At 42.5% G+C, this 16,820-nt stretch carries 19 protein-coding genes; 13 read left to right on the forward strand and 6 right to left on the reverse strand.

Annotation, left to right across the window (positions count from 1 at the left end):
- The first annotated feature begins 83 nt into the window (after positions 1-83).
- Positions 84-1,781 (forward strand): potassium channel family protein, encoded by a 1,698-nt coding sequence (locus tag NM125_RS06870; RefSeq protein WP_255134111.1) that lies wholly within the window; start codon positions 84-86, stop codon positions 1,779-1,781.
- Here NM125_RS06870 and NM125_RS06875 read toward each other — a convergent pair.
- Entirely contained in the window at positions 1,778-3,514 is a 1,737-nt protein-coding gene (locus NM125_RS06875; protein ID WP_255134113.1) for a carbon starvation CstA family protein, read from the reverse strand. The genes NM125_RS06870 and NM125_RS06875 overlap by 4 nt on opposite strands.
- 88 nt (positions 3,515-3,602) lie before the next feature.
- On the opposite strand from NM125_RS06875, the gene NM125_RS06880 reads away from it, so the two are divergent.
- The 5 genes from NM125_RS06880 to NM125_RS06900 all read left to right on the forward strand — a co-directional run bounded on the left by NM125_RS06880 (position 3,603) and on the right by NM125_RS06900 (position 6,528).
- Entirely contained in the window at positions 3,603-3,824 is a 222-nt protein-coding gene (locus NM125_RS06880; RefSeq protein WP_255134116.1) for a DUF3820 family protein, read from the forward strand.
- Positions 3,825-3,900: 76 nt separating this feature from the next.
- Positions 3,901-4,347 (forward strand): hypothetical protein, encoded by a 447-nt coding sequence (locus tag NM125_RS06885; RefSeq protein ID WP_255134117.1) that lies wholly within the window; start codon positions 3,901-3,903, stop codon positions 4,345-4,347.
- 1 nt (position 4,348) lies between these two features.
- Positions 4,349-4,561: a helix-turn-helix transcriptional regulator gene (locus NM125_RS06890; RefSeq protein ID WP_255134119.1), complete on the forward strand. Its 213-nt coding sequence runs from the start codon at positions 4,349-4,351 to the stop codon at positions 4,559-4,561.
- A 355-nt stretch (positions 4,562-4,916) separates the two neighbouring features.
- Positions 4,917-6,086 (forward strand): hypothetical protein, encoded by a 1,170-nt coding sequence (locus NM125_RS06895; RefSeq protein ID WP_255134121.1) that lies wholly within the window; start codon positions 4,917-4,919, stop codon positions 6,084-6,086.
- A 19-nt stretch (positions 6,087-6,105) separates the two neighbouring features.
- On the forward strand, positions 6,106-6,528 hold the full coding sequence (locus NM125_RS06900) for a substrate-binding domain-containing protein (protein ID WP_255134123.1): 423 nt from the start codon (positions 6,106-6,108) through the stop codon (positions 6,526-6,528).
- Positions 6,529-6,618: 90 nt separating this feature from the next.
- Here the strand turns inward: NM125_RS06900 and NM125_RS06905 are convergent, their stop codons facing one another.
- From NM125_RS06905 to NM125_RS06925, 5 genes are all read right to left on the reverse strand, one after another.
- Positions 6,619-7,710 carry a DUF2914 domain-containing protein gene (locus tag NM125_RS06905; RefSeq protein WP_255134126.1) on the reverse strand — a complete coding sequence of 364 codons (1,092 nt, stop codon included), beginning with the start codon at positions 7,708-7,710 and terminating at the stop codon, positions 6,619-6,621.
- A 215-nt stretch (positions 7,711-7,925) separates the two neighbouring features.
- The gene (locus NM125_RS06910; RefSeq protein WP_255134128.1) at positions 7,926-9,200 is read right to left on the reverse strand and encodes a T9SS type A sorting domain-containing protein; all 1,275 of its coding nucleotides are present in this window, start codon (positions 9,198-9,200) and stop codon (positions 7,926-7,928) included.
- 89 nt (positions 9,201-9,289) lie between these two features.
- Positions 9,290-9,775, reverse strand: coding sequence for a hypothetical protein (locus NM125_RS06915; RefSeq protein WP_255134129.1), 486 nt, complete (start codon positions 9,773-9,775; stop codon positions 9,290-9,292).
- Between the two features lie 52 nt (positions 9,776-9,827).
- Positions 9,828-10,835, reverse strand: a complete 1,008-nt coding sequence (purM, locus tag NM125_RS06920) for a phosphoribosylformylglycinamidine cyclo-ligase (protein ID WP_255134131.1) — start codon at positions 10,833-10,835, stop codon at positions 9,828-9,830.
- A gap of 58 nt (positions 10,836-10,893) precedes the next feature.
- Complete coding sequence (locus NM125_RS06925; RefSeq protein ID WP_255134132.1) at positions 10,894-11,415, reverse strand: YfiT family bacillithiol transferase; 522 nt, start codon at positions 11,413-11,415, stop codon at positions 10,894-10,896.
- 441 nt (positions 11,416-11,856) lie between these two features.
- Here NM125_RS06925 and dtd point away from each other — a divergent pair, with 441 nt between their 5' ends.
- From dtd to NM125_RS06960, 7 genes are read left to right on the forward strand one after another with little or no spacing between them, the layout of a single operon-like run.
- Positions 11,857-12,297: a D-aminoacyl-tRNA deacylase gene (gene dtd, locus NM125_RS06930; RefSeq protein ID WP_255134134.1), complete on the forward strand. Its 441-nt coding sequence runs from the start codon at positions 11,857-11,859 to the stop codon at positions 12,295-12,297.
- Complete coding sequence (locus NM125_RS06935) at positions 12,298-13,188, forward strand: alkaline phosphatase family protein (RefSeq protein WP_255134135.1); 891 nt, start codon at positions 12,298-12,300, stop codon at positions 13,186-13,188.
- Positions 13,189-13,203: 15 nt separating this feature from the next.
- A complete protein-coding gene (locus tag NM125_RS06940) occupies positions 13,204-13,491 on the forward strand; it encodes a nucleotidyltransferase family protein (RefSeq protein WP_255134137.1) in 288 nt (95 codons plus the stop codon).
- Positions 13,484-13,825: a HepT-like ribonuclease domain-containing protein gene (locus tag NM125_RS06945; protein WP_255134139.1), complete on the forward strand. Its 342-nt coding sequence runs from the start codon at positions 13,484-13,486 to the stop codon at positions 13,823-13,825. The genes NM125_RS06940 and NM125_RS06945 overlap by 8 nt, the downstream gene beginning before the upstream one ends.
- A complete protein-coding gene (locus NM125_RS06950) occupies positions 13,815-14,693 on the forward strand; it encodes a patatin-like phospholipase family protein (RefSeq protein WP_255134142.1) in 879 nt (292 codons plus the stop codon). The genes NM125_RS06945 and NM125_RS06950 overlap by 11 nt, the downstream gene beginning before the upstream one ends.
- A 14-nt stretch (positions 14,694-14,707) precedes the next feature.
- A complete protein-coding gene (locus NM125_RS06955) occupies positions 14,708-15,244 on the forward strand; it encodes a DUF3124 domain-containing protein (protein WP_255134144.1) in 537 nt (178 codons plus the stop codon).
- Positions 15,241-16,803: a glycerol-3-phosphate dehydrogenase/oxidase gene (locus tag NM125_RS06960; protein ID WP_255134146.1), complete on the forward strand. Its 1,563-nt coding sequence runs from the start codon at positions 15,241-15,243 to the stop codon at positions 16,801-16,803. The genes NM125_RS06955 and NM125_RS06960 overlap by 4 nt, the downstream gene beginning before the upstream one ends.
- Positions 16,804-16,820: the final 17 nt, after the last annotated feature.

The following is a 16,820-nucleotide window of genomic DNA, read 5'->3' on the forward strand; positions in this document are numbered from 1 at the left end:
GACTTAATTTTCAGAAGAAAGTTACGACCGGCTCAAATAAACAACATCCTTTCTTTTAACTTCTCTTTGATTAATATTGCTGCATGAAATTTTTCACTTCCCAGATCAGCTACTTCGTTTCTAACCGAAATACCCGCACCAACATCCGGCGGCTTATCCGCTTTATGCTCATTTTATTGGGGATGATTATCTTATACGGGGTACTTTTTCATGAAATCATGGAGATGGAGGGGCAAAAGCATTCATGGATGACCGGTTTTTACTGGACCCTCACCACCATGACCACCCTCGGTTTTGGCGACATCACATTTACTTCTGATTTAGGCCGGGCCTTCTCCATTCTTGTGTTGATTTCCGGGGTGATTTCCCTGCTCATTATGCTTCCCTTTACCTTTATTGAGTTTTTCTACGCCCCCTGGATGGAAGCTCAGCACCGTGCACGAGCCCCCCGTGAGCTTCCCAAAGGCACCAAAGATCATGTTATCATTACCAGCTTCGATGCCGTAACCAAAGCCCTGATCGAAAAGCTGGACCAATACGGACATGAGTATGTGCTTCTGGTGGATGAACTGCAGCAAGCCCTTGATTTATATGATCAGGGATACCGGGTGATGCTTGGTGATGCCGATGACCCGGAAACCTACCGTAAAATGAATGTGAAAGATGCAGCCCTGGTAGTTAGTGGCGGCACCGATATGTTTAATACCAATGTGGCCCATACTATCCGGGAATTCAGCGATGATGTTAAAATCATCTCTACGGCCAACTCATATGATTCCATTGATATCCTGAAATTAGCGGGGAGCAATCATGTGCTTCATATGGGGAATATTCTGGGGCGAGCCCTCTCCCGGCGAACATTAGGGCAGGATGCCCGGGTGCACCCGGTGGGCAGATTTGGTCGGCTTGTAATTGCAGAAGCCACCACCTATAACACTCCGCTTGTTGGCAAAACACTACGGGAAAGCAGGTTGCGGGAAGACCTCGGTATTAATGTGGTTGGTATTTGGGAACGCGGTACTTTTGTGGGCTCCCATCCCGAAGTGGAAATAAAAAGTCACAGTGTGTTAGTATTGGCTGGTTCCGTTCAGCAATTACGTAAGTATGACGAGTTATTCGGTATTTACAGCATCAGCGATGACCCGGTTGTAATTATAGGTGCCGGACGTGTAGGCAGGGCAGCCGCCTATCACCTGAAGAGAAGAAACATCAAGTTTAAAATTGTTGATAAGAATCCGGATCGCATTCGTAATTCTAAAAACTTTATCCTTGGTGATGCCGCCGATCTGGATACCCTAAAGAAAGCCGGTATCGAAACCGCCCCAAGCGTTATCATCACTTCTCACCTGGATGATGTAAACATTTACCTCACCATTTACTGCCGCAGCCTTCGCCCCAATATCCATATTATTTCCCGTTCTACTTTGGAGAGAAATGTGAATACGCTGCACCGCGCCGGAGCAGATTTTGTGATGAGTTATGCCTCGATGGGTGCAAATGCCATCTTTAATATTTTTGAAGAGAATGACATTGTTATGATCGCTGAAGGGCTCAACGTATTCAGCCTTAAAACTCCCTCTAAAATTCAGGGTAAATCGCTTATTGAATGCGATATCCGAAATAAAACCGGATGTAACGTGATAGCCTACCAAAAAGACGGAAAGCAGGTTATTAATCCGGATCCCAAAGAACCCATCCCGCCTGAAAGTGAAATTATACTCATCGGGCAGGCAGATGATGAGCAACGATTCATTAGTCATTACAAAAAACAGGACGATTAATCGGTCGGTTCTTCCTTACTCATTCTGCGCGCAAGGGCGATGGCTTCGAGTATAATCCAAATCGTGAACCCGAGGATGACAGCTCCGAAAATAAAAAGCAGCATGTTTCCTTCCGTATTTCCGTAGCCTGACCAGTCAAAAATTACCTGTTTACTCATGGCCCAAAGCGTCATGATTAACAAGAAAATCATGGGTACCAGGGTGTACACAATGCTTCGTCCATTTCTTTTCAGCCAGATGCTTACCAGCAGCAAGCTAATTCCCGCCAACAACTGATTTGATGTTCCAAACAACGGCCACAGTAAGTATCCGCCGGAACCCAGGCCTCGTGGTCCTTCGGGGAGCAAAACCAGTGCTGCACTGGCACCAACGGCAATCAGCGTAGAGGTGTGAAGTTTGGTAAGGGACTGTACTTTATACTCTTCTCCCAACTCGTTAATGATATATCGCATCAGTCGAACGGATGTGTCCAGCGTGGTAGCCGCGAAGCTGATCACAATAACTGCAATGATCGTCTTTGCGACTTCAAGCGGAATGAGTAGTGCTGTTGCCAGTTGGGCGGCTCCTTCCACAAAAATAGTTAACCCAACGGCTCCCGCCTCCGAAAAGGAATGATAGACATCCGTAAATTCGCCGGTGGTGTTGAAATAGGTTACAATTGCCACAATGGTGATAAGCGCCAGTGAACCTTCCCCTATTGCCCCGATGTACCCAACAAAGCGCGCATCGGTTTCATTATCAAGCTGTTTGGCGGTTGTACCTGAAGAAACCAATCCATGAAATCCGGAAATAGCACCGCAGGCAATGGTTATAAATAGAAGTGGAAACCAGCTCACATCCGAAGTTTCGGGATTGGTTGCCGGTGCGGTGATTTCCGGGCTGCTCACAAATAATCCGAGATATAAAATGCCCAAACCCAATACCAGCTGATAAGCATTAATTAAATCGCGCGGTTGTAATAATAACCACACAGGTAAAGTTGAAGCGAAGTACACATAGATCATCAAAATGACAATCCAAACAAAAAAAGCCATTTCAATGCCGCTCAAACCAAATAATACAACGTTTTCCGCTCCACCAAAATATTGTATCAAGTCAATTTGCAGCACCGGCACATAACTGGCGATAATGGCTGTGAAGTACATCACAAAAAGCACAAGGATGGTAGGAATGATCATGCCCCCGGTTTTTTTGAACGACCGATAACCAATCCATATAGCCAGGGGAATCTGAATAAAAATGGTCAGCACCGTTGCCGGGAAGCTGATAAAGAGATTGGAAATCACCCACGCAAACACGGCATTTACCATCAGCACCAAAATCAGGATAATAAAGAGGAACAGAAGTTTTGCACGTGAACCGATTAGTTTATCAGCAAGGGTTCCTACGGATTGTCCTTTATGGCGAACGGATAAAACCATGGTCCCGAAATCATGGACTCCGGCCGCAAATATGGTTCCTAAGACCACCCAAAGCATAGCCGGGAGCCAGCCCCAGTATACCGCAATAGCCGGGCCTACAATGGGCGCAGCCCCTGCAATAGAAGTAAAGTGATGACCAAGCAACACCCATTTATTAGTGGGCACAAAGTCCACCTCATCGCTGAACTCATGAGCCGGCGTCATAAAATCAGGGTTGAGCCGGTAGATTTTCTCCGCCAGGAATTTGGAGTAATACCGATAGCCTATAAAAAACAACAGTAACGATGCCGCTGCGACCCAACTTGCCTGCATAATTGATTCGGTTTAATTATTAAGTACCAACAATCTGCGACTTAATTACTATTTTTCATTTTGTGATGCAAGCCAACCCGAAACACCAATGTACCAGCGAGATTTTCTTATAAAACTTGTGCAGGCCCGAATGCCTTTCGGGCAATACAAGGATCGGTATATCACGCAGCTTCCCGTTCACTACCTGGAGTGGTTTTCTCGCCAGGGCTGGCCCAGCGGTCAGCTTGGGCAATATCTCGCCACCATGTTTGAGATTAAAACAAACGGGCTCGATGAGGTACTAAAACCCATCATCCGCCAGCATCGATAAAAAATTTAATTTTGTGTGTAACATATTTTTTACACCACGTAAAGAACTTTTGACATCTAACTAACACAATTTCATTATGTCAAAACAAGAAATTTTATCGTGGACCTCTATCGGATTCTCTCTCTCCGTTGTATTCTTTTATGTAATGTTCGTTTTTGGCTGGCCTGACACGATTCCTGATTATTCCGACCGGTTCGTAAAGATCTTCTTTAATGTATTCTGGGTTGCTGTGATTGTGGAGTTCATTATTGAATTGACAGAGAACAAGAACCAGATCAACAAAGATGAGCGGGATGAAAAGATAGAAGCCATTGGCCATAAGCGGGCTTATTCATTCCTTATTTTTGCGATTGTGGCCATTCTTTTTCAGGTGCTGCTTTCCAATTTTATAGGTGTGGCCAATAATGATTACCTGTTACTTGGGCAGCCTAACATGATCTTCCATGCTTTATTCCTGGTTCTGTTTACAGCCAGCATTGTGAAGAGAGCTTCCATGCTTTATTACTACCGAAAGAGCTATTGATATGGAAGACGGACAAATTGTAAATCAGATTCGAAAGCTTCGGTTTATGCATGGTGAAATGACCCAGGCTGAACTGGCGGAGAAAGTCGGGGTTACGCGCCAGACCATTATTGCCATTGAAGCCGCTAAATACTCTCCTTCTTTAGAGCTGGCTTTTAAAATTGCGGCCGTATTTGATAAGCCTTTGGAAGAAGTGTTCAAATATAAAATGTAGGCTTTACCGGAGCTGGAGTTGAAGATTCAATTCCTTTCCTATTCTCGCACAAGCGCCCTTAGAGATTGATCACTTTTCTGTACAAAACGTCGCCCTCCTATTTCTTCGGGTAGTATTCTATCTATTCTCAATTCTATTCAACTTTTTTATTAGTAACACCTTACCCAATATTAAGCTCTCAGACAGTAGAAGCTCATTTTTTGGCCTTTCTTTATTAAGTAAAAAATCCGGCCTGTCGATAACCACGGTAACTATGGAGTAATAAACCCCATACCAAATGAACACAGATTTTGATGTGGATAAGTCGAAAGAAGAGTTCACAACAATAAACATAAATTAATTCATCATGTTAAAAATGAAAATTTCAGCTTTAACCACACTTTTTGTGTTAGTAATAGGTATAGAGAGTGCTTATACGCAAGGCTTTTGGGAGCCGGTTACCAATGTCACAGGATATATTTCCACAGAGTTTAATTATTTCGATGACCTTGATGGTTACGAAGTAAATTACGGTGCAGCCGTATCTGAAGCAGGCATGTTAGTAACATACCGACCTACTTCAAATTTCAGTATTAAAAGTGTATTTGTTTACCGTCCGGGATATGACTTCGACCCTATGCTCAACGAAGCGTTTGGTGAACTCAATACCTCAGATGCTTTAAAAATTAAAGTAGGACGTTTCCTGACTCCATTAAGTCCGATGAACACCTACTACTATGCACCGGTAAATACCAGTGCAACTCTGCCAATCATTATTACCAATAATGAAAACTTTCCCCTGAACATAGATGGTATTTCTCTGAATGGTTCACTTGGTGAATCATTTAAATTGAAATACGATGTTTTCGGAGGCGGATATACCAACTCAACCTGGAAACCTTCCGGAGCCATTAGCTTTTTTGGACAGGAAGTTCCTTACTACAAAGCTCAGATCAATTCCCAGTTTACCATTGGTGAATCTTATAATGGATCTTACAATGTAGGCGTTGGCGGTAAAGTCAGTGTAGCTTATGAAAGCTATGTTGAAGTAGGTGCCGGCTTCTTTAATCCTAAAAAAGAAACCATGCCTATTGCTATAACCTTGCCCCCAAATGCATTAGGTGCAGGCTCACCGGCTATGAATATTACCTCACCTACAGGCATTAAACGACCTACATGGGGTTATAATGCAAAACTTAAATACGGAAATACCGAAGTTAATGCAGAGTATTGGACCGGTGATATACAACTGGATGCCATTGCTTATGACTTTACCGGAGGAGCAGGAAGCCCAACAGTGCTTCAGGCAGAGAGTGAAGTTGAATTAGAAGGACGTTTTATCCAGTTAAGTCACCGCATAGATAAATTCATTCCTTATGCCCGGTATGAGTTTCAACATACATCTGACGCCAAGTACAAAAGATATTCTGCAGGGATTAACTACAAGCCCAGCTTTACCCGTACTGTAAAATTAGAGTATGTGCATTACGAACATAAGTCCGGCAATATCAATGGACTTGTTGCTGCCTTAATCTATTCATTCTAAAGGAGTAAAAATGAACACCATGAAAAAAATATTTATCACAGCTGTCCTCCTCCTTGTTTTTGGAATGAGTGAACTGGCTGCACAATCTTTTAAAGTGATTGTGAACGAAGCGAATGCTACCGAAAGCATTTCCAAAAAAGACCTCTCAGATATTTTTCTGAAGAAGAAAACCAAATGGAATAGTGGTTCTGATATTACACCTGTTGATCAGGGTATCCGTTCTACAACACGTGCTGCTTTTTCTTTGGAAGTGCACGGACAGAGTATCGGTTCCATCCGAAGTTACTGGCAGCAAGCGGCCTTTTCAGGTGCCGGAACTGCACCTTTGGAAAGATCAAGCGATGCTGATGTAATTGCTTTTGTGAAGTCGTACCCGGATGCGGTTGGTTATGTATCTGAAGCTGCGGATGTATCCGGAGTTAAGGTTCTAACCATCGAATAATCCTGATAAAAATAGAGTAGTACAATCTGATCTTTTACGATTAGGAAAAAGCCGGTTATTAAATTAACCGGCTTTTTTTATATCCAAAACTCAAAAAGTTCGACTGGATAAACGGTAAGGCTGGGCAGTTGAATCAATATCTATTTCAAAACTTATGATTCCCAATACCAGTCCTTCTTTGGTGATTACATCCACCTCCCACTCTCCTTCCATCATTTTATTCTTGTAGGTATATCCCCGAAATCCCTCATCCCTGCCGCCGGTTATTTCGAAACCTATTTCGTCTATTACTTCCCAATTATTGGTATGTGGACTATACCATTTCCACCGGTGCAATACATCTTTTCTGAAATCAGAAGGAGCAAAAATAGATGTAAACACATACACATCAGATCCCGGTTCATATTCAAACTGGTGCCGGTTATCCTTCCAGATTTTGTACCAGGGCTCGCGCTCATAGGTCACAACATACGTGTCATCGCTGCGCTCAACATGATGGGCAACCAAGCCTTCATCCAGCGCAAGAGGAACCGGAGGAATTAAGTTGAAGAAGTAAAACGTATGGATAAGCAGGTATATTCCAAAAATGAACCCCAGCATCTTACCAAAACTTATTTCTTCTCGGGTTGATGGGCTGGCGTTGTAGATATAAATAATCAGCCCAAGCGTGATCCCTAAACTAATGGCACCCGACAGCATAAAAATGAACTGGTTCATGGTTCCAACCACCATCGGTACAAAGAACGTGAAGAAGGTAAAGTTCACAAAAAAGTACGCGCTGAACTGAAGGTACTTGTTAGAGATCCGTTTCTTGAGCAACTCGTTTGCAAATAACAACGCCACAAGAAGGATGAAGAAAATGACCGTTTTGGAAAAGGATACACTTCGGGAAAAGTAAATAACGTATGCACTGCACAATCCTCCCAGAAAAAACTGAATAGCTAACGGCAGATAATCCTGATACTTCTCAAAAAAGGTGTCTTCCCATTTTCCATCATCAGCAAGATTGAATAGGTACAGACAAACGGTAAGTGAGCTGAGGTACGTGCATAAAATAATGCGATCATATAAGCGATCAATTCGTCCAAGAGTCAGCGAATCCCAAACAAAACCGGCCATAAAAAAGACCACCGGTAAATACCGCTGGTTAGCACGCACAAAAGCCCGGAACCTGTTGATCATGAAAGAAACATTAATACTTCATTTGAAATTGACATCCAAGATAGGGCGGAAGGATGTTTTTATCAGAAAATATGTGAAGGAGCTCAGGTATAACTATAAATATATTGAACCATGATTTATAGGATAAAAGGATTGTCACGATTATGAGGTTAAATCAAGGTAATCATACAATCTTTCAAATCATGGTTCAAAAATGTTCCGGCTATACATCCCTTTCATTTAATCAGCATCATCTTTTTTCGTTCTGCAAAAGAGGATGTTTTCAACTCGTAAAAGTAGATACCGCCGGAAAGTTGGGAAGCATCGAAGGTGATGGTGTGATTTCCTGTCGATTTAAGTCCGTTATACAATTGATCCACTTTTCTGCCCAGAATATTATAGACAGAAACCACAACATTGGAGGGTTGTGATAGCGTAAACCGAATATTTGTGGTAGGATTAAAAGGATTGGGATAGTTCTGTTCTAAACTAATACCATAAGCTTGGGTTGGGTGTTTATCTTCAGAAGAAGTAATCACTCTGAATCGGTTGTTTCTGTAAATCCGTTGATTGGTAACCAGGTACCCTGTTTTATTTTTTGTGAAAAGGACATCATTAATCTGCGTGTCGGGGTCAATAACCGTTTTGGACCAACTGTTAAATCCATTTGTTGTTTCCAGCAACACGCCCTTATCCCCGGAAATAAATACCGTATCCGTACTGACTCCATTGATGGATATATAATCATTAAGAGGGAGCTCAATAACCTGCCAGGTATTTCCTAAATCGTGAGACTTAAAAAGCTTTTTAGGATATCCGCGGGAATTTGACAGAACATACACTGAATTTCCCTCTACATAAGAATCCACAAAATAATGGGAGAGTATATTTTTCTCTTTTATCGGAAGGGGAAGCGGATTCAAATTCTCGCCGTCATCCGAAGTTCTGTACACAAAATAATTCGTTATAAACAGATTCCTCTGTCCGCCCCCCAATTTAAAATCGATAAGTGTTTCACGCTCATACATGGTTTCTCCATGGTTACCAAACAATGTGCTGTAATCGGCTATGGTTTCCCACGATTCTCCACCATTGGTCGATCTCAGTAATTTTCTGCCACCCACATAAATGGTATCCCGGCCAATGGTGAACATAGACTCCAGATATAACGGCTCGTCCACCCCAAGCAGGTCTACCGACCATGATTGTCCCCCATCTTTGGTTCTATGCAGATTGTCTTCCGGGCCTAAAGCCAGTCCGTTTAACGAATCATAAAAAGTGAATTCTTCAATGCTATATACTTCCGGTATTTGAAGAAATTCGCTTGTCTCAAAGCCATCATTTGTTTTGTAGAAATGATCGTACCCGTTGTAAAGGGCAAAACCCAGTTCATCATCAAAAAAATAGAGTCCGCCAAAAACGTACGAATCGGTTCTGTACACCTCTTCCCATTGAGCAAAGGCCGTGCTTGTACTGAAAAGACATAAAAAGAAAAGCAGTAATTTTTTCATACAGGCTGAATTATTTATCGGCTTCTTTTAATAACAGCACATTCAGCCAAATAGTTTAACAGCCTGAGATAAGAGATATAAGTGGTTTTTTAAGGCAGATCCACCTCTGCTTCAAAATTTCCCTTTATGGAAATCTCGTCACCCGGTTCATGACTGCTAAAAGAACGCTCTACAACCACTCTAAAATTAAAACTTCCCCTGATTTTATTAGATGAAGCATTGTAATTGGTAACCGTGACGGAGGGAACCACACTATCATAGTCAAGGCCGGCATAGGTTCCGATAGCATCACCACCGGTAACATGATAATACGAAGGATTTCTAACCTGGTATTTACCTAAGCTTCCATCAAAATCAACAATAGAAAACTCAAGGTTTTCTGAATTTTCCCATTCTCCTTTTCTGCCAATGATAACAATGTCTGCATTCCCCACATCATTCTGATAGGCAAGAGCCTCAGCTGAAAAGGATTTAGATCCTATATTCGCTTCAAAACTTTTACCATCTGAATCGGCATTAAATATGGAACACCCGCTAATGAGTACAACAGTAAATAGTAAAAGCAGTTTTTTCATGAGGTTGGTAATTATAGTTCGTTTTAAGTTAAACTAATCATTAACCGATTTATTATCTCACAGTTCCAATCTTAAAAACTTCTTCTCCCAAATCTTCCGCTCTTTTAGTAACAGCACCTACCTGATCTTCAGAAACCACGACAATCAGTCCAATTCCTAAATTGAAGGTAGCTTGCATATCCTCTTCCGGTACGTTCCCGATTTCCTGGATAAGGTTATAAACCGGAGGACGTTCCCAGCTGTCCCAGTTAATATCCAGTTTGAGTCCTTCCGGGAGAATACGCTTGGTATTCCCTACAATTCCGCCGCCGGTGATATGGGAAAAACCGTTTACCCCGTTCATTTCTTTCAGCTCAGTAATCAATGGCAGGTAGGACTTGTGAACTTTTAGTAATTCATCCCCCACAGTACTTCCCAATTCTTCTACATAGTTCTCTACTTTATACTTACTGAAAAGCACTTTTCGGGCAAGAGAATATCCATTGGTGTGCAGCCCGGTGCTTTTGAAGCCTAACAGTACATCTCCCTTTTTGATGTCGGATCCATTGATCACTTTCTCTTCATCTACGATACCTACGATAGTGCCGGCCAGGTCAAATTCTCCGGCATCATAAATATCCGGCATTTCGGCTGTTTCACCTCCAATCAGGGCTACACCATTTTCCTTGCAGGCTTTGGCAAATCCTTTTACCACATCCACACCTACATGCTGCTCCAGCTTTCCGGTCGAAAAATAATCCAGAAAGAATAATGGCTTGGCTCCGCAAACAGCAATATCGTTTACACAGTGATTTACTAAATCCTGCCCAACGGTATCATATTTTCCCGCCTTAAAAGCCACAATGAGTTTAGTCCCTACACCATCAACAGAACTTACAAAAACCGGTTTCTTGTAAGAGCCTAAATCCGGTTTAAAAAAACCTCCAAATCCACCAATGTTAGAAAGAACTTCCGGTCCGTGAGTATCTTTAACCACGCCTTTAATGGACTCTACCATTTCTTCCCCGGCTTTGATATCTACTCCGGAATCTTTGTATGTAATTTGTTTCTTGTCACTCATGTAATCGTTGATTTGAATTTGTCACGAAGGCTCTAAAACACAAAAAGTTAAGTATTACTCATTCCTCACTTTGGGTAACCAATCGAATATGGGCTAAATGATGATTGGAATGCCAGGCATAGTGATAAGCAGATCTTGCCAGCGTAAATGTTTCTCCGGATTCTGGGTTCGTATAGGTTCGCTCCCATTGGTTTTCATTCAGGCTTTGATAAATACGAACTATCATTTCATGGGTATTTTCAAGCATATCCAGTGTGAGTTCCAATGGTATTTCGAACTGAAAATCTACATGGGCCCATCCATCCTGTTTATAAGGTCGAATAGTGGGGTTATCTTCTGTTAGGGCTGTTTTTAAACGAACTATGGTGTTTAAATGACTATCAAGCAAATGACTGATTACCTGCCTGACTGTCCAGCCATTTTCCCGATACGGAGTAAGTAATACATCATCTGAACATCCATCAATCTCTTCTCGGATACGCTCTGGCAATAAAGCAATATCATCAAGCCATTGATCCAGATCTTCCTGAGTGTAGTCCTCAGAAAAAGAAGGTTTACCTATGGGAAATTGGTTATTCATTTTGGAAGAATATATTGCTTAAAGAACAATCTAAATATAGAATCTTTAAGAGAGTGTTTTAAGAACTTTTTGGCTTTCTTTTCCACAGCATAATACAATAAGTATGAGATTTATAGTTTTTGTAGTAGTAGTAGAGACTGTGGATAAGTGGATAACTTTTTTATCCTGAATTTTACCGGCCACCTTAAAAACATGTGGATATTTTTGTGGGAAACCTGCTGATAAAAATCAATAAGTTAAACCCGTTCTGAAATTGTTGTTCACATACACATATATTTTTTACATAAAACCGTGTTTACAACCATCAACATTAAAAGTTGTTCTTTTTGAATGTTGATTATCCGGTTTGATTGTGGAAACTTGTTTACAACTTTGGGGCATTTTAGTTATCCAACTTTTGTTAATGAGTAATCCACATAGTAATCCACATATCCACAGTTTATGAAAGCAGTTATTCAGCGCGTGAAATCATCATCCGTTATGGTCGATAATGAAATAACCGGGGCCATCGATCAGGGACTTTTAGTATTACTTGGAATCCACGAAGACGACACCGATGAACAACTGGAGTGGATGTGTAACAAAATTGCCAAGCTACGAATTTTTGAGGATGAAGAAGGAAAAATGAATCTTTCGGTACAAGATGTGGGTGGTGGCATTCTGGTGGTATCTCAATTCACTTTATACGCCAATGCTGACAAGGGCACGCGGCCAAGCTTTATAGAAGCAGCGCGACCCGAAAAAGCCGAGCCGATGTATGAGGATATGATTGAATGGTTTACAAACCATACAGACCTGGACATCCAAACCGGAGAATTCGGAGCCATGATGAATGTGAAGCTGGAAAATGACGGACCGGTAACCATCATCCTGGAGAAATAAATGGCGGTTATATTCATATTTATAGATGGCGTTGGGCTTGGCGAGAAAGATTCCTCTAATCCATTTGCCAAAAACAGGTATGAGTCGTTTGAGATTCTTACAGATGGCTATTTCAACAAAGATGCGAAGCCGGTTCAGCAGAAAGATCATCTTTATAAAGCGATAGACGCCAATTTAGGAGTAGAAGGATTACCCCAAAGCGGAACCGGGCAAACGGCTCTTTTTACCGGACGAAATGCTGCCAAAGAAATAGGAAAGCATTTTGGTCCTTTCCCTCACTCCGGAATCAAGCCTTTCTTAAAGAAAGAGAGTGTTTTTCATGGGGTGAAGGAGATGGGCAAGAAACCGTACTTCATGAATGCTTACCCACCCATCTTTTTTGAGCACGCCCAAAAGAGGAACCGCTGGAGTTGTACAACGTTAATGACCAAAAGCGCGGACCTGAAGCTGAATTCCACCGAAGATGTTCTGAATGAAAGCGCACTTACAGCCGAAATAGTGCAAAATGCCTGGCGGGAGAAACTGGGCATTGATATCCCGAAAATCACCCCAACGGAGGCTGCAAATCGCCTGCTGAATGTAGTACCAGATTATGACTTGGTGCTCTATGAATATTACCTTACCGATAAAGCCGGCCACAACCAAAGCCCGGAAGAAGCCGAACGGGTGCTGAAACCGCTGGATGAGTTTCTTCTGCAAATCATTAAAGAAAAGCGCAGCTCAGATACCCTGGTTATCACCAGTGATCATGGAAACCTGGAAGACCTCTCCACAAAAACACATACACGAAATAAAGTGCCCTTGTTTATATTGGGTGAAAATGGGGAAAAGTTCGGGGAAATAGCGAGCCTTACGGGTGTAAAAGAGGCAATAATTTCGTTAATTGAGTAGCAAACTCATCGAATTATGATTACGAAAGAACAAGAAAATATCATCATAGAAAAAACCAGGCCTTTTAAACCGGAAAGGATTGGAATATTTGGATCCTATGCCCGAAATGAACAAACCAAAGAAAGTGATTTAGATATTCTGGTGAATTTCAGAGAAAGGATTAATCTGCTTGACATCGTTGGCCTTGAGCAGGAGCTGAGTGATTTGCTTGGAATGAAAGTCGATTTGATAACAGAGAAGTCAGTAGATAAGAAACTGAGAAGTTACATTCGGAAAGATTTAAAATTGATACTGGATGACTAAAGACCCAATCGTTTATATAAAACATATGCTTGAGTGTATTAAGAAAGTTGAAAATTACACGAAGGGCATTAACGAAGAAGAGTTTTTAGATAATGATCTGGTTCAGGATGCAGTAATCAGAAACTTCGAGATTATAGGAGAGGCAACAAAACAATTACCAAAACACTTCAGAGAAAAGCACCCATCTATAGAATGGAGAAAAATTGCAGGTATGAGAGACAAACTCATCCATGATTATATAGGCGTAGATATAGAAGCGGTTTGGGGCGTAGTTGAAGAAATACTTCCGGACTTTAAAAAAGAACTGAATTCCATATTAGAGGATGTCGATTAAGAAAGTCCATTTAGTTTTAGGAAGTGGTGGTGCACGCGGGATTGCTCATATTGCCGTTATCGAGGAACTGGAAAAACAAGGATATGAAATCATCGAAGTAATCGGTTGTTCGATGGGCGCTGTAGTTGGAGGAATTTACGCTGCCGGACAGCTTTCCGAATACAAAAAATGGCTGACCGGCCTATCCCGGCGGGATGTATTTGAACTGCTGGACTTTACCTTCACCAAGCAGGGATTTATAAAAGGAGAAAAGCTTTTTGCTAAGCACCTGGAGGTAACCGGTAAATTCAATATTGAAGAATTTAATATCCCTTTTACGGCTGTTGCTACCGACATGAAAAAAAACGAGGAAGTCCATTTCAAGTCGGGAGATTTATATAAGGCACTGAGAGCCTCCGTTTCCATTCCCGGATTTTTTGTTCCTGTTGTAGATAATGGCCGGGTTTTGGTAGATGGCGGCGTGCTCAACCCCCTTCCTATAAATCTTGTGAAAAAACAGGACGATGCTATTATTATTGCGGTAAACCTGAACGGTAGATATAACCCGGCCTATGACAGAAAACCCGGCCCGGATCGTATTCAGGAAGTGCAACAATGGTTCGAAAACCTGCTGCCTGACGTGGTGAGAGAAAAGCGGAAAAAGAAGCAAAAATCAGAGCCGGAAGAAGACTCTTTTTCGCTGATTGAGCTCATGGACAGCACCTTCAGTTTTACGCAGGACCGGCTCACCGAACTGATGATCGACATCCATAAACCGGACAAGCTGATTGAAATACCCCGAAATGCCAGCGGCATGTTCGATTTTGATCACGCCAAAGAAATATTGGAAGTTGGCAGAGAATCGTATAATAAAGTCATGAATGAGTAAATGAGGCGAATAAAATGAACTATTCTTCACTGATCCTGTGGGTTGTGTCTGCCCTGCTTCTTTTAAGCTGCGAACAAGAAGTGTCCGAAACGGAGTATTTGCCCAGCGAAAACTACAACTACACCAAAGTAGATTTTGATGTTCTGGAAAAACGACAGAAAATCTATGTGCCTATTTATTCGGACATTTACGTTTTTTCGGGAAGCAAGCGGTTTCCTCTTACCGCCACGCTGAGCATCCGCAATACCAGCTTCACGGATACCATGTATGTAGGAAAGGTTGATTATTACGATTCCGAGGGAAACATGACCAAAGCATACCTGGATGAACCTATTTATATGAGTCCGCTTACATCGGTAGAATTTGTGGTGCGCTCCAATGAGAATATTGGAGGAGCCGGCGCTAATTTTATTGTTGACTGGGGAGCAAAAAGCCGGACCAAAAACCCGGTCATACAGGCGGTGATGATCGGGGAAAGTAACCAGCAGGGAATTTCGTTTGTGACCAACGGTATTGTAATCGAAGAGCATAATAATGGAAGTGGCGAATGAACAGAGCAGATTTCCTTGATGAGATAAAAAACTACAACGACTTTTGGGATATAGTGGTGATCGGTGGCGGGGCTACCGGATTGGGATGTGCCGTTGATGCGGCTTCCCGTGGGTATAAAACGCTGCTTCTTGAAATGCATGACTTTGCAAAAGGCACATCCAGCCGCAGCACCAAGCTGGTACATGGCGGCGTGCGTTATTTGCAACAAGGAGATGTTTCGCTGGTAATTGAAGCCCTGCACGAACGCGGATTGCTCATTCAGAATGCCCCGCACCTGGTTAGTCATCAGTCGTTTATCGTGCCGAGTTATGAATGGTGGAACGGCCCGTTTTATGGAGTTGGGTTGAAAGTATATGATGCGCTGGCAGGAAAGCTTGGGATCAAGAAATCTGAAAACCTTTCCAAAGAAAAAACCCTGGAAAAAATCCCCACGCTGGAGCCTAAAGATTTGCGCGGAGGGGTGATGTATTATGACGGCCAGTTTGATGACTCCCGCCTTTCCATAAATCTCGCTCAAACCATAGCCGATGAAGGAGGCTATCCACTGAACTACATGAAAGTGACGGGACTAAAGAAAAATGGGAAAGGTTTTATAGAAGGACTCCAGGCCCGGGATATGCTGAATGGGGAAGATCATGAAATTAATGCCCGGGTGGTGATCAATGCTACGGGCATTTTCTCCGATCATATTATGAAAATGGATGATCAGAACCATGAAAACATAATCCAGTGTGCCCAGGGAATTCATCTGGTGCTGGATAAAGATTTTCTGCCGGGCGAGTCGGCCATTATGGTTCCCCATACCGATGACGGACGTGTACTTTTTGCCGTTCCGTGGCATAATAAAGTGATCGTAGGAACTACCGACACCCCAATTAAAAAACCCTCGCTGGAACCGGTGGCACTCGAAGAGGAAATTGAATTTATATTACGACATGCTGCCCAGTATCTCACCAAAAACCCTTCCCGTAAAGATGTGAAAAGTGTGTTTGCAGGTTTGCGTCCACTGGTAAAACCACCGGATGTGAAAAAGACCTCTGAAATATCCAGAAGCCATCACCTGCAGGTATCTGAATCGGGCCTGGTAACTATAGCAGGTGGAAAGTGGACGACCTATCGCAAGATGGCGGAGGACACCATCGACCGGGCAGCGTTGGTAGCCGGATTGGAGGTAAAAGAGTGCCCAACTAAAGACCTTCGAATTCACGGCTGGCTGAAGAATGTGGATCGCAAGGATCATCTGTTTGTATATGGATCGGATAAGGTAGCCTTGCAAAAACTGATAGACGAAAATGAGGAACTGGGTGAACAACTTCACCCCGATCTCCCCTACATAAAAGCAGAGGTGATTTGGGCGGTGCGGAACGAGCTGGCCCAAACCATCGAAGATGTACTTTCACGACGGACAAGAGCTCTGCTGCTGGATGCCAAAGCCAGTGTGGAAATGTCCCCTGAAGTAGGCCGGCTGTTGGCGCAGGAATTCGGCAAAGATAAAAGCTGGGTGGAACAGGAAGTGAAGGAATACAAACAGGTGGCGAAAAATTATATCTTGGAATGATTGTAAAATGAACAAGC

This window comes from Gracilimonas sediminicola (assembly GCF_024320785.1).
Lineage (GTDB): Bacteria > Bacteroidota > Rhodothermia > Balneolales > Balneolaceae > Gracilimonas > Gracilimonas sediminicola.

Excerpts from the sequence above, each read along its gene's own strand:
- NM125_RS06940 (WP_255134137.1), top strand. The coding sequence starts at position 13,204 with ATGATTACGAAAGAACAAGAAAATATCATCATAGAAAAAACCAGGCCT.
- NM125_RS06875 (WP_255134113.1), bottom strand. The coding sequence starts at position 3,514 with ATGCAGGCAAGTTGGGTCGCAGCGGCATCGTTACTGTTGTTTTTTATA.
- NM125_RS06925 (WP_255134132.1), bottom strand. The coding sequence starts at position 11,415 with ATGAATAACCAATTTCCCATAGGTAAACCTTCTTTTTCTGAGGACTAC.
- NM125_RS06880 (WP_255134116.1), top strand. The coding sequence starts at position 3,603 with ATGTACCAGCGAGATTTTCTTATAAAACTTGTGCAGGCCCGAATGCCT.
- dtd (WP_255134134.1), top strand. The coding sequence starts at position 11,857 with ATGAAAGCAGTTATTCAGCGCGTGAAATCATCATCCGTTATGGTCGAT.
- NM125_RS06910 (WP_255134128.1), bottom strand. The coding sequence starts at position 9,200 with ATGAAAAAATTACTGCTTTTCTTTTTATGTCTTTTCAGTACAAGCACG.
- purM (WP_255134131.1), bottom strand. The coding sequence starts at position 10,835 with ATGAGTGACAAGAAACAAATTACATACAAAGATTCCGGAGTAGATATC.
- NM125_RS06960 (WP_255134146.1), top strand. The coding sequence starts at position 15,241 with ATGAACAGAGCAGATTTCCTTGATGAGATAAAAAACTACAACGACTTT.
- NM125_RS06885 (WP_255134117.1), top strand. The coding sequence starts at position 3,901 with ATGTCAAAACAAGAAATTTTATCGTGGACCTCTATCGGATTCTCTCTC.
- NM125_RS06915 (WP_255134129.1), bottom strand. The coding sequence starts at position 9,775 with ATGAAAAAACTGCTTTTACTATTTACTGTTGTACTCATTAGCGGGTGT.
- NM125_RS06890 (WP_255134119.1), top strand. The coding sequence starts at position 4,349 with ATGGAAGACGGACAAATTGTAAATCAGATTCGAAAGCTTCGGTTTATG.
- NM125_RS06905 (WP_255134126.1), bottom strand. The coding sequence starts at position 7,710 with ATGATCAACAGGTTCCGGGCTTTTGTGCGTGCTAACCAGCGGTATTTA.
- NM125_RS06895 (WP_255134121.1), top strand. The coding sequence starts at position 4,917 with ATGAAAATTTCAGCTTTAACCACACTTTTTGTGTTAGTAATAGGTATA.
- NM125_RS06870 (WP_255134111.1), top strand. The coding sequence starts at position 84 with ATGAAATTTTTCACTTCCCAGATCAGCTACTTCGTTTCTAACCGAAAT.
- NM125_RS06935 (WP_255134135.1), top strand. The coding sequence starts at position 12,298 with ATGGCGGTTATATTCATATTTATAGATGGCGTTGGGCTTGGCGAGAAA.
- NM125_RS06955 (WP_255134144.1), top strand. The coding sequence starts at position 14,708 with ATGAACTATTCTTCACTGATCCTGTGGGTTGTGTCTGCCCTGCTTCTT.
- NM125_RS06900 (WP_255134123.1), top strand. The coding sequence starts at position 6,106 with ATGAAAAAAATATTTATCACAGCTGTCCTCCTCCTTGTTTTTGGAATG.
- NM125_RS06945 (WP_255134139.1), top strand. The coding sequence starts at position 13,484 with ATGACTAAAGACCCAATCGTTTATATAAAACATATGCTTGAGTGTATT.
- NM125_RS06950 (WP_255134142.1), top strand. The coding sequence starts at position 13,815 with ATGTCGATTAAGAAAGTCCATTTAGTTTTAGGAAGTGGTGGTGCACGC.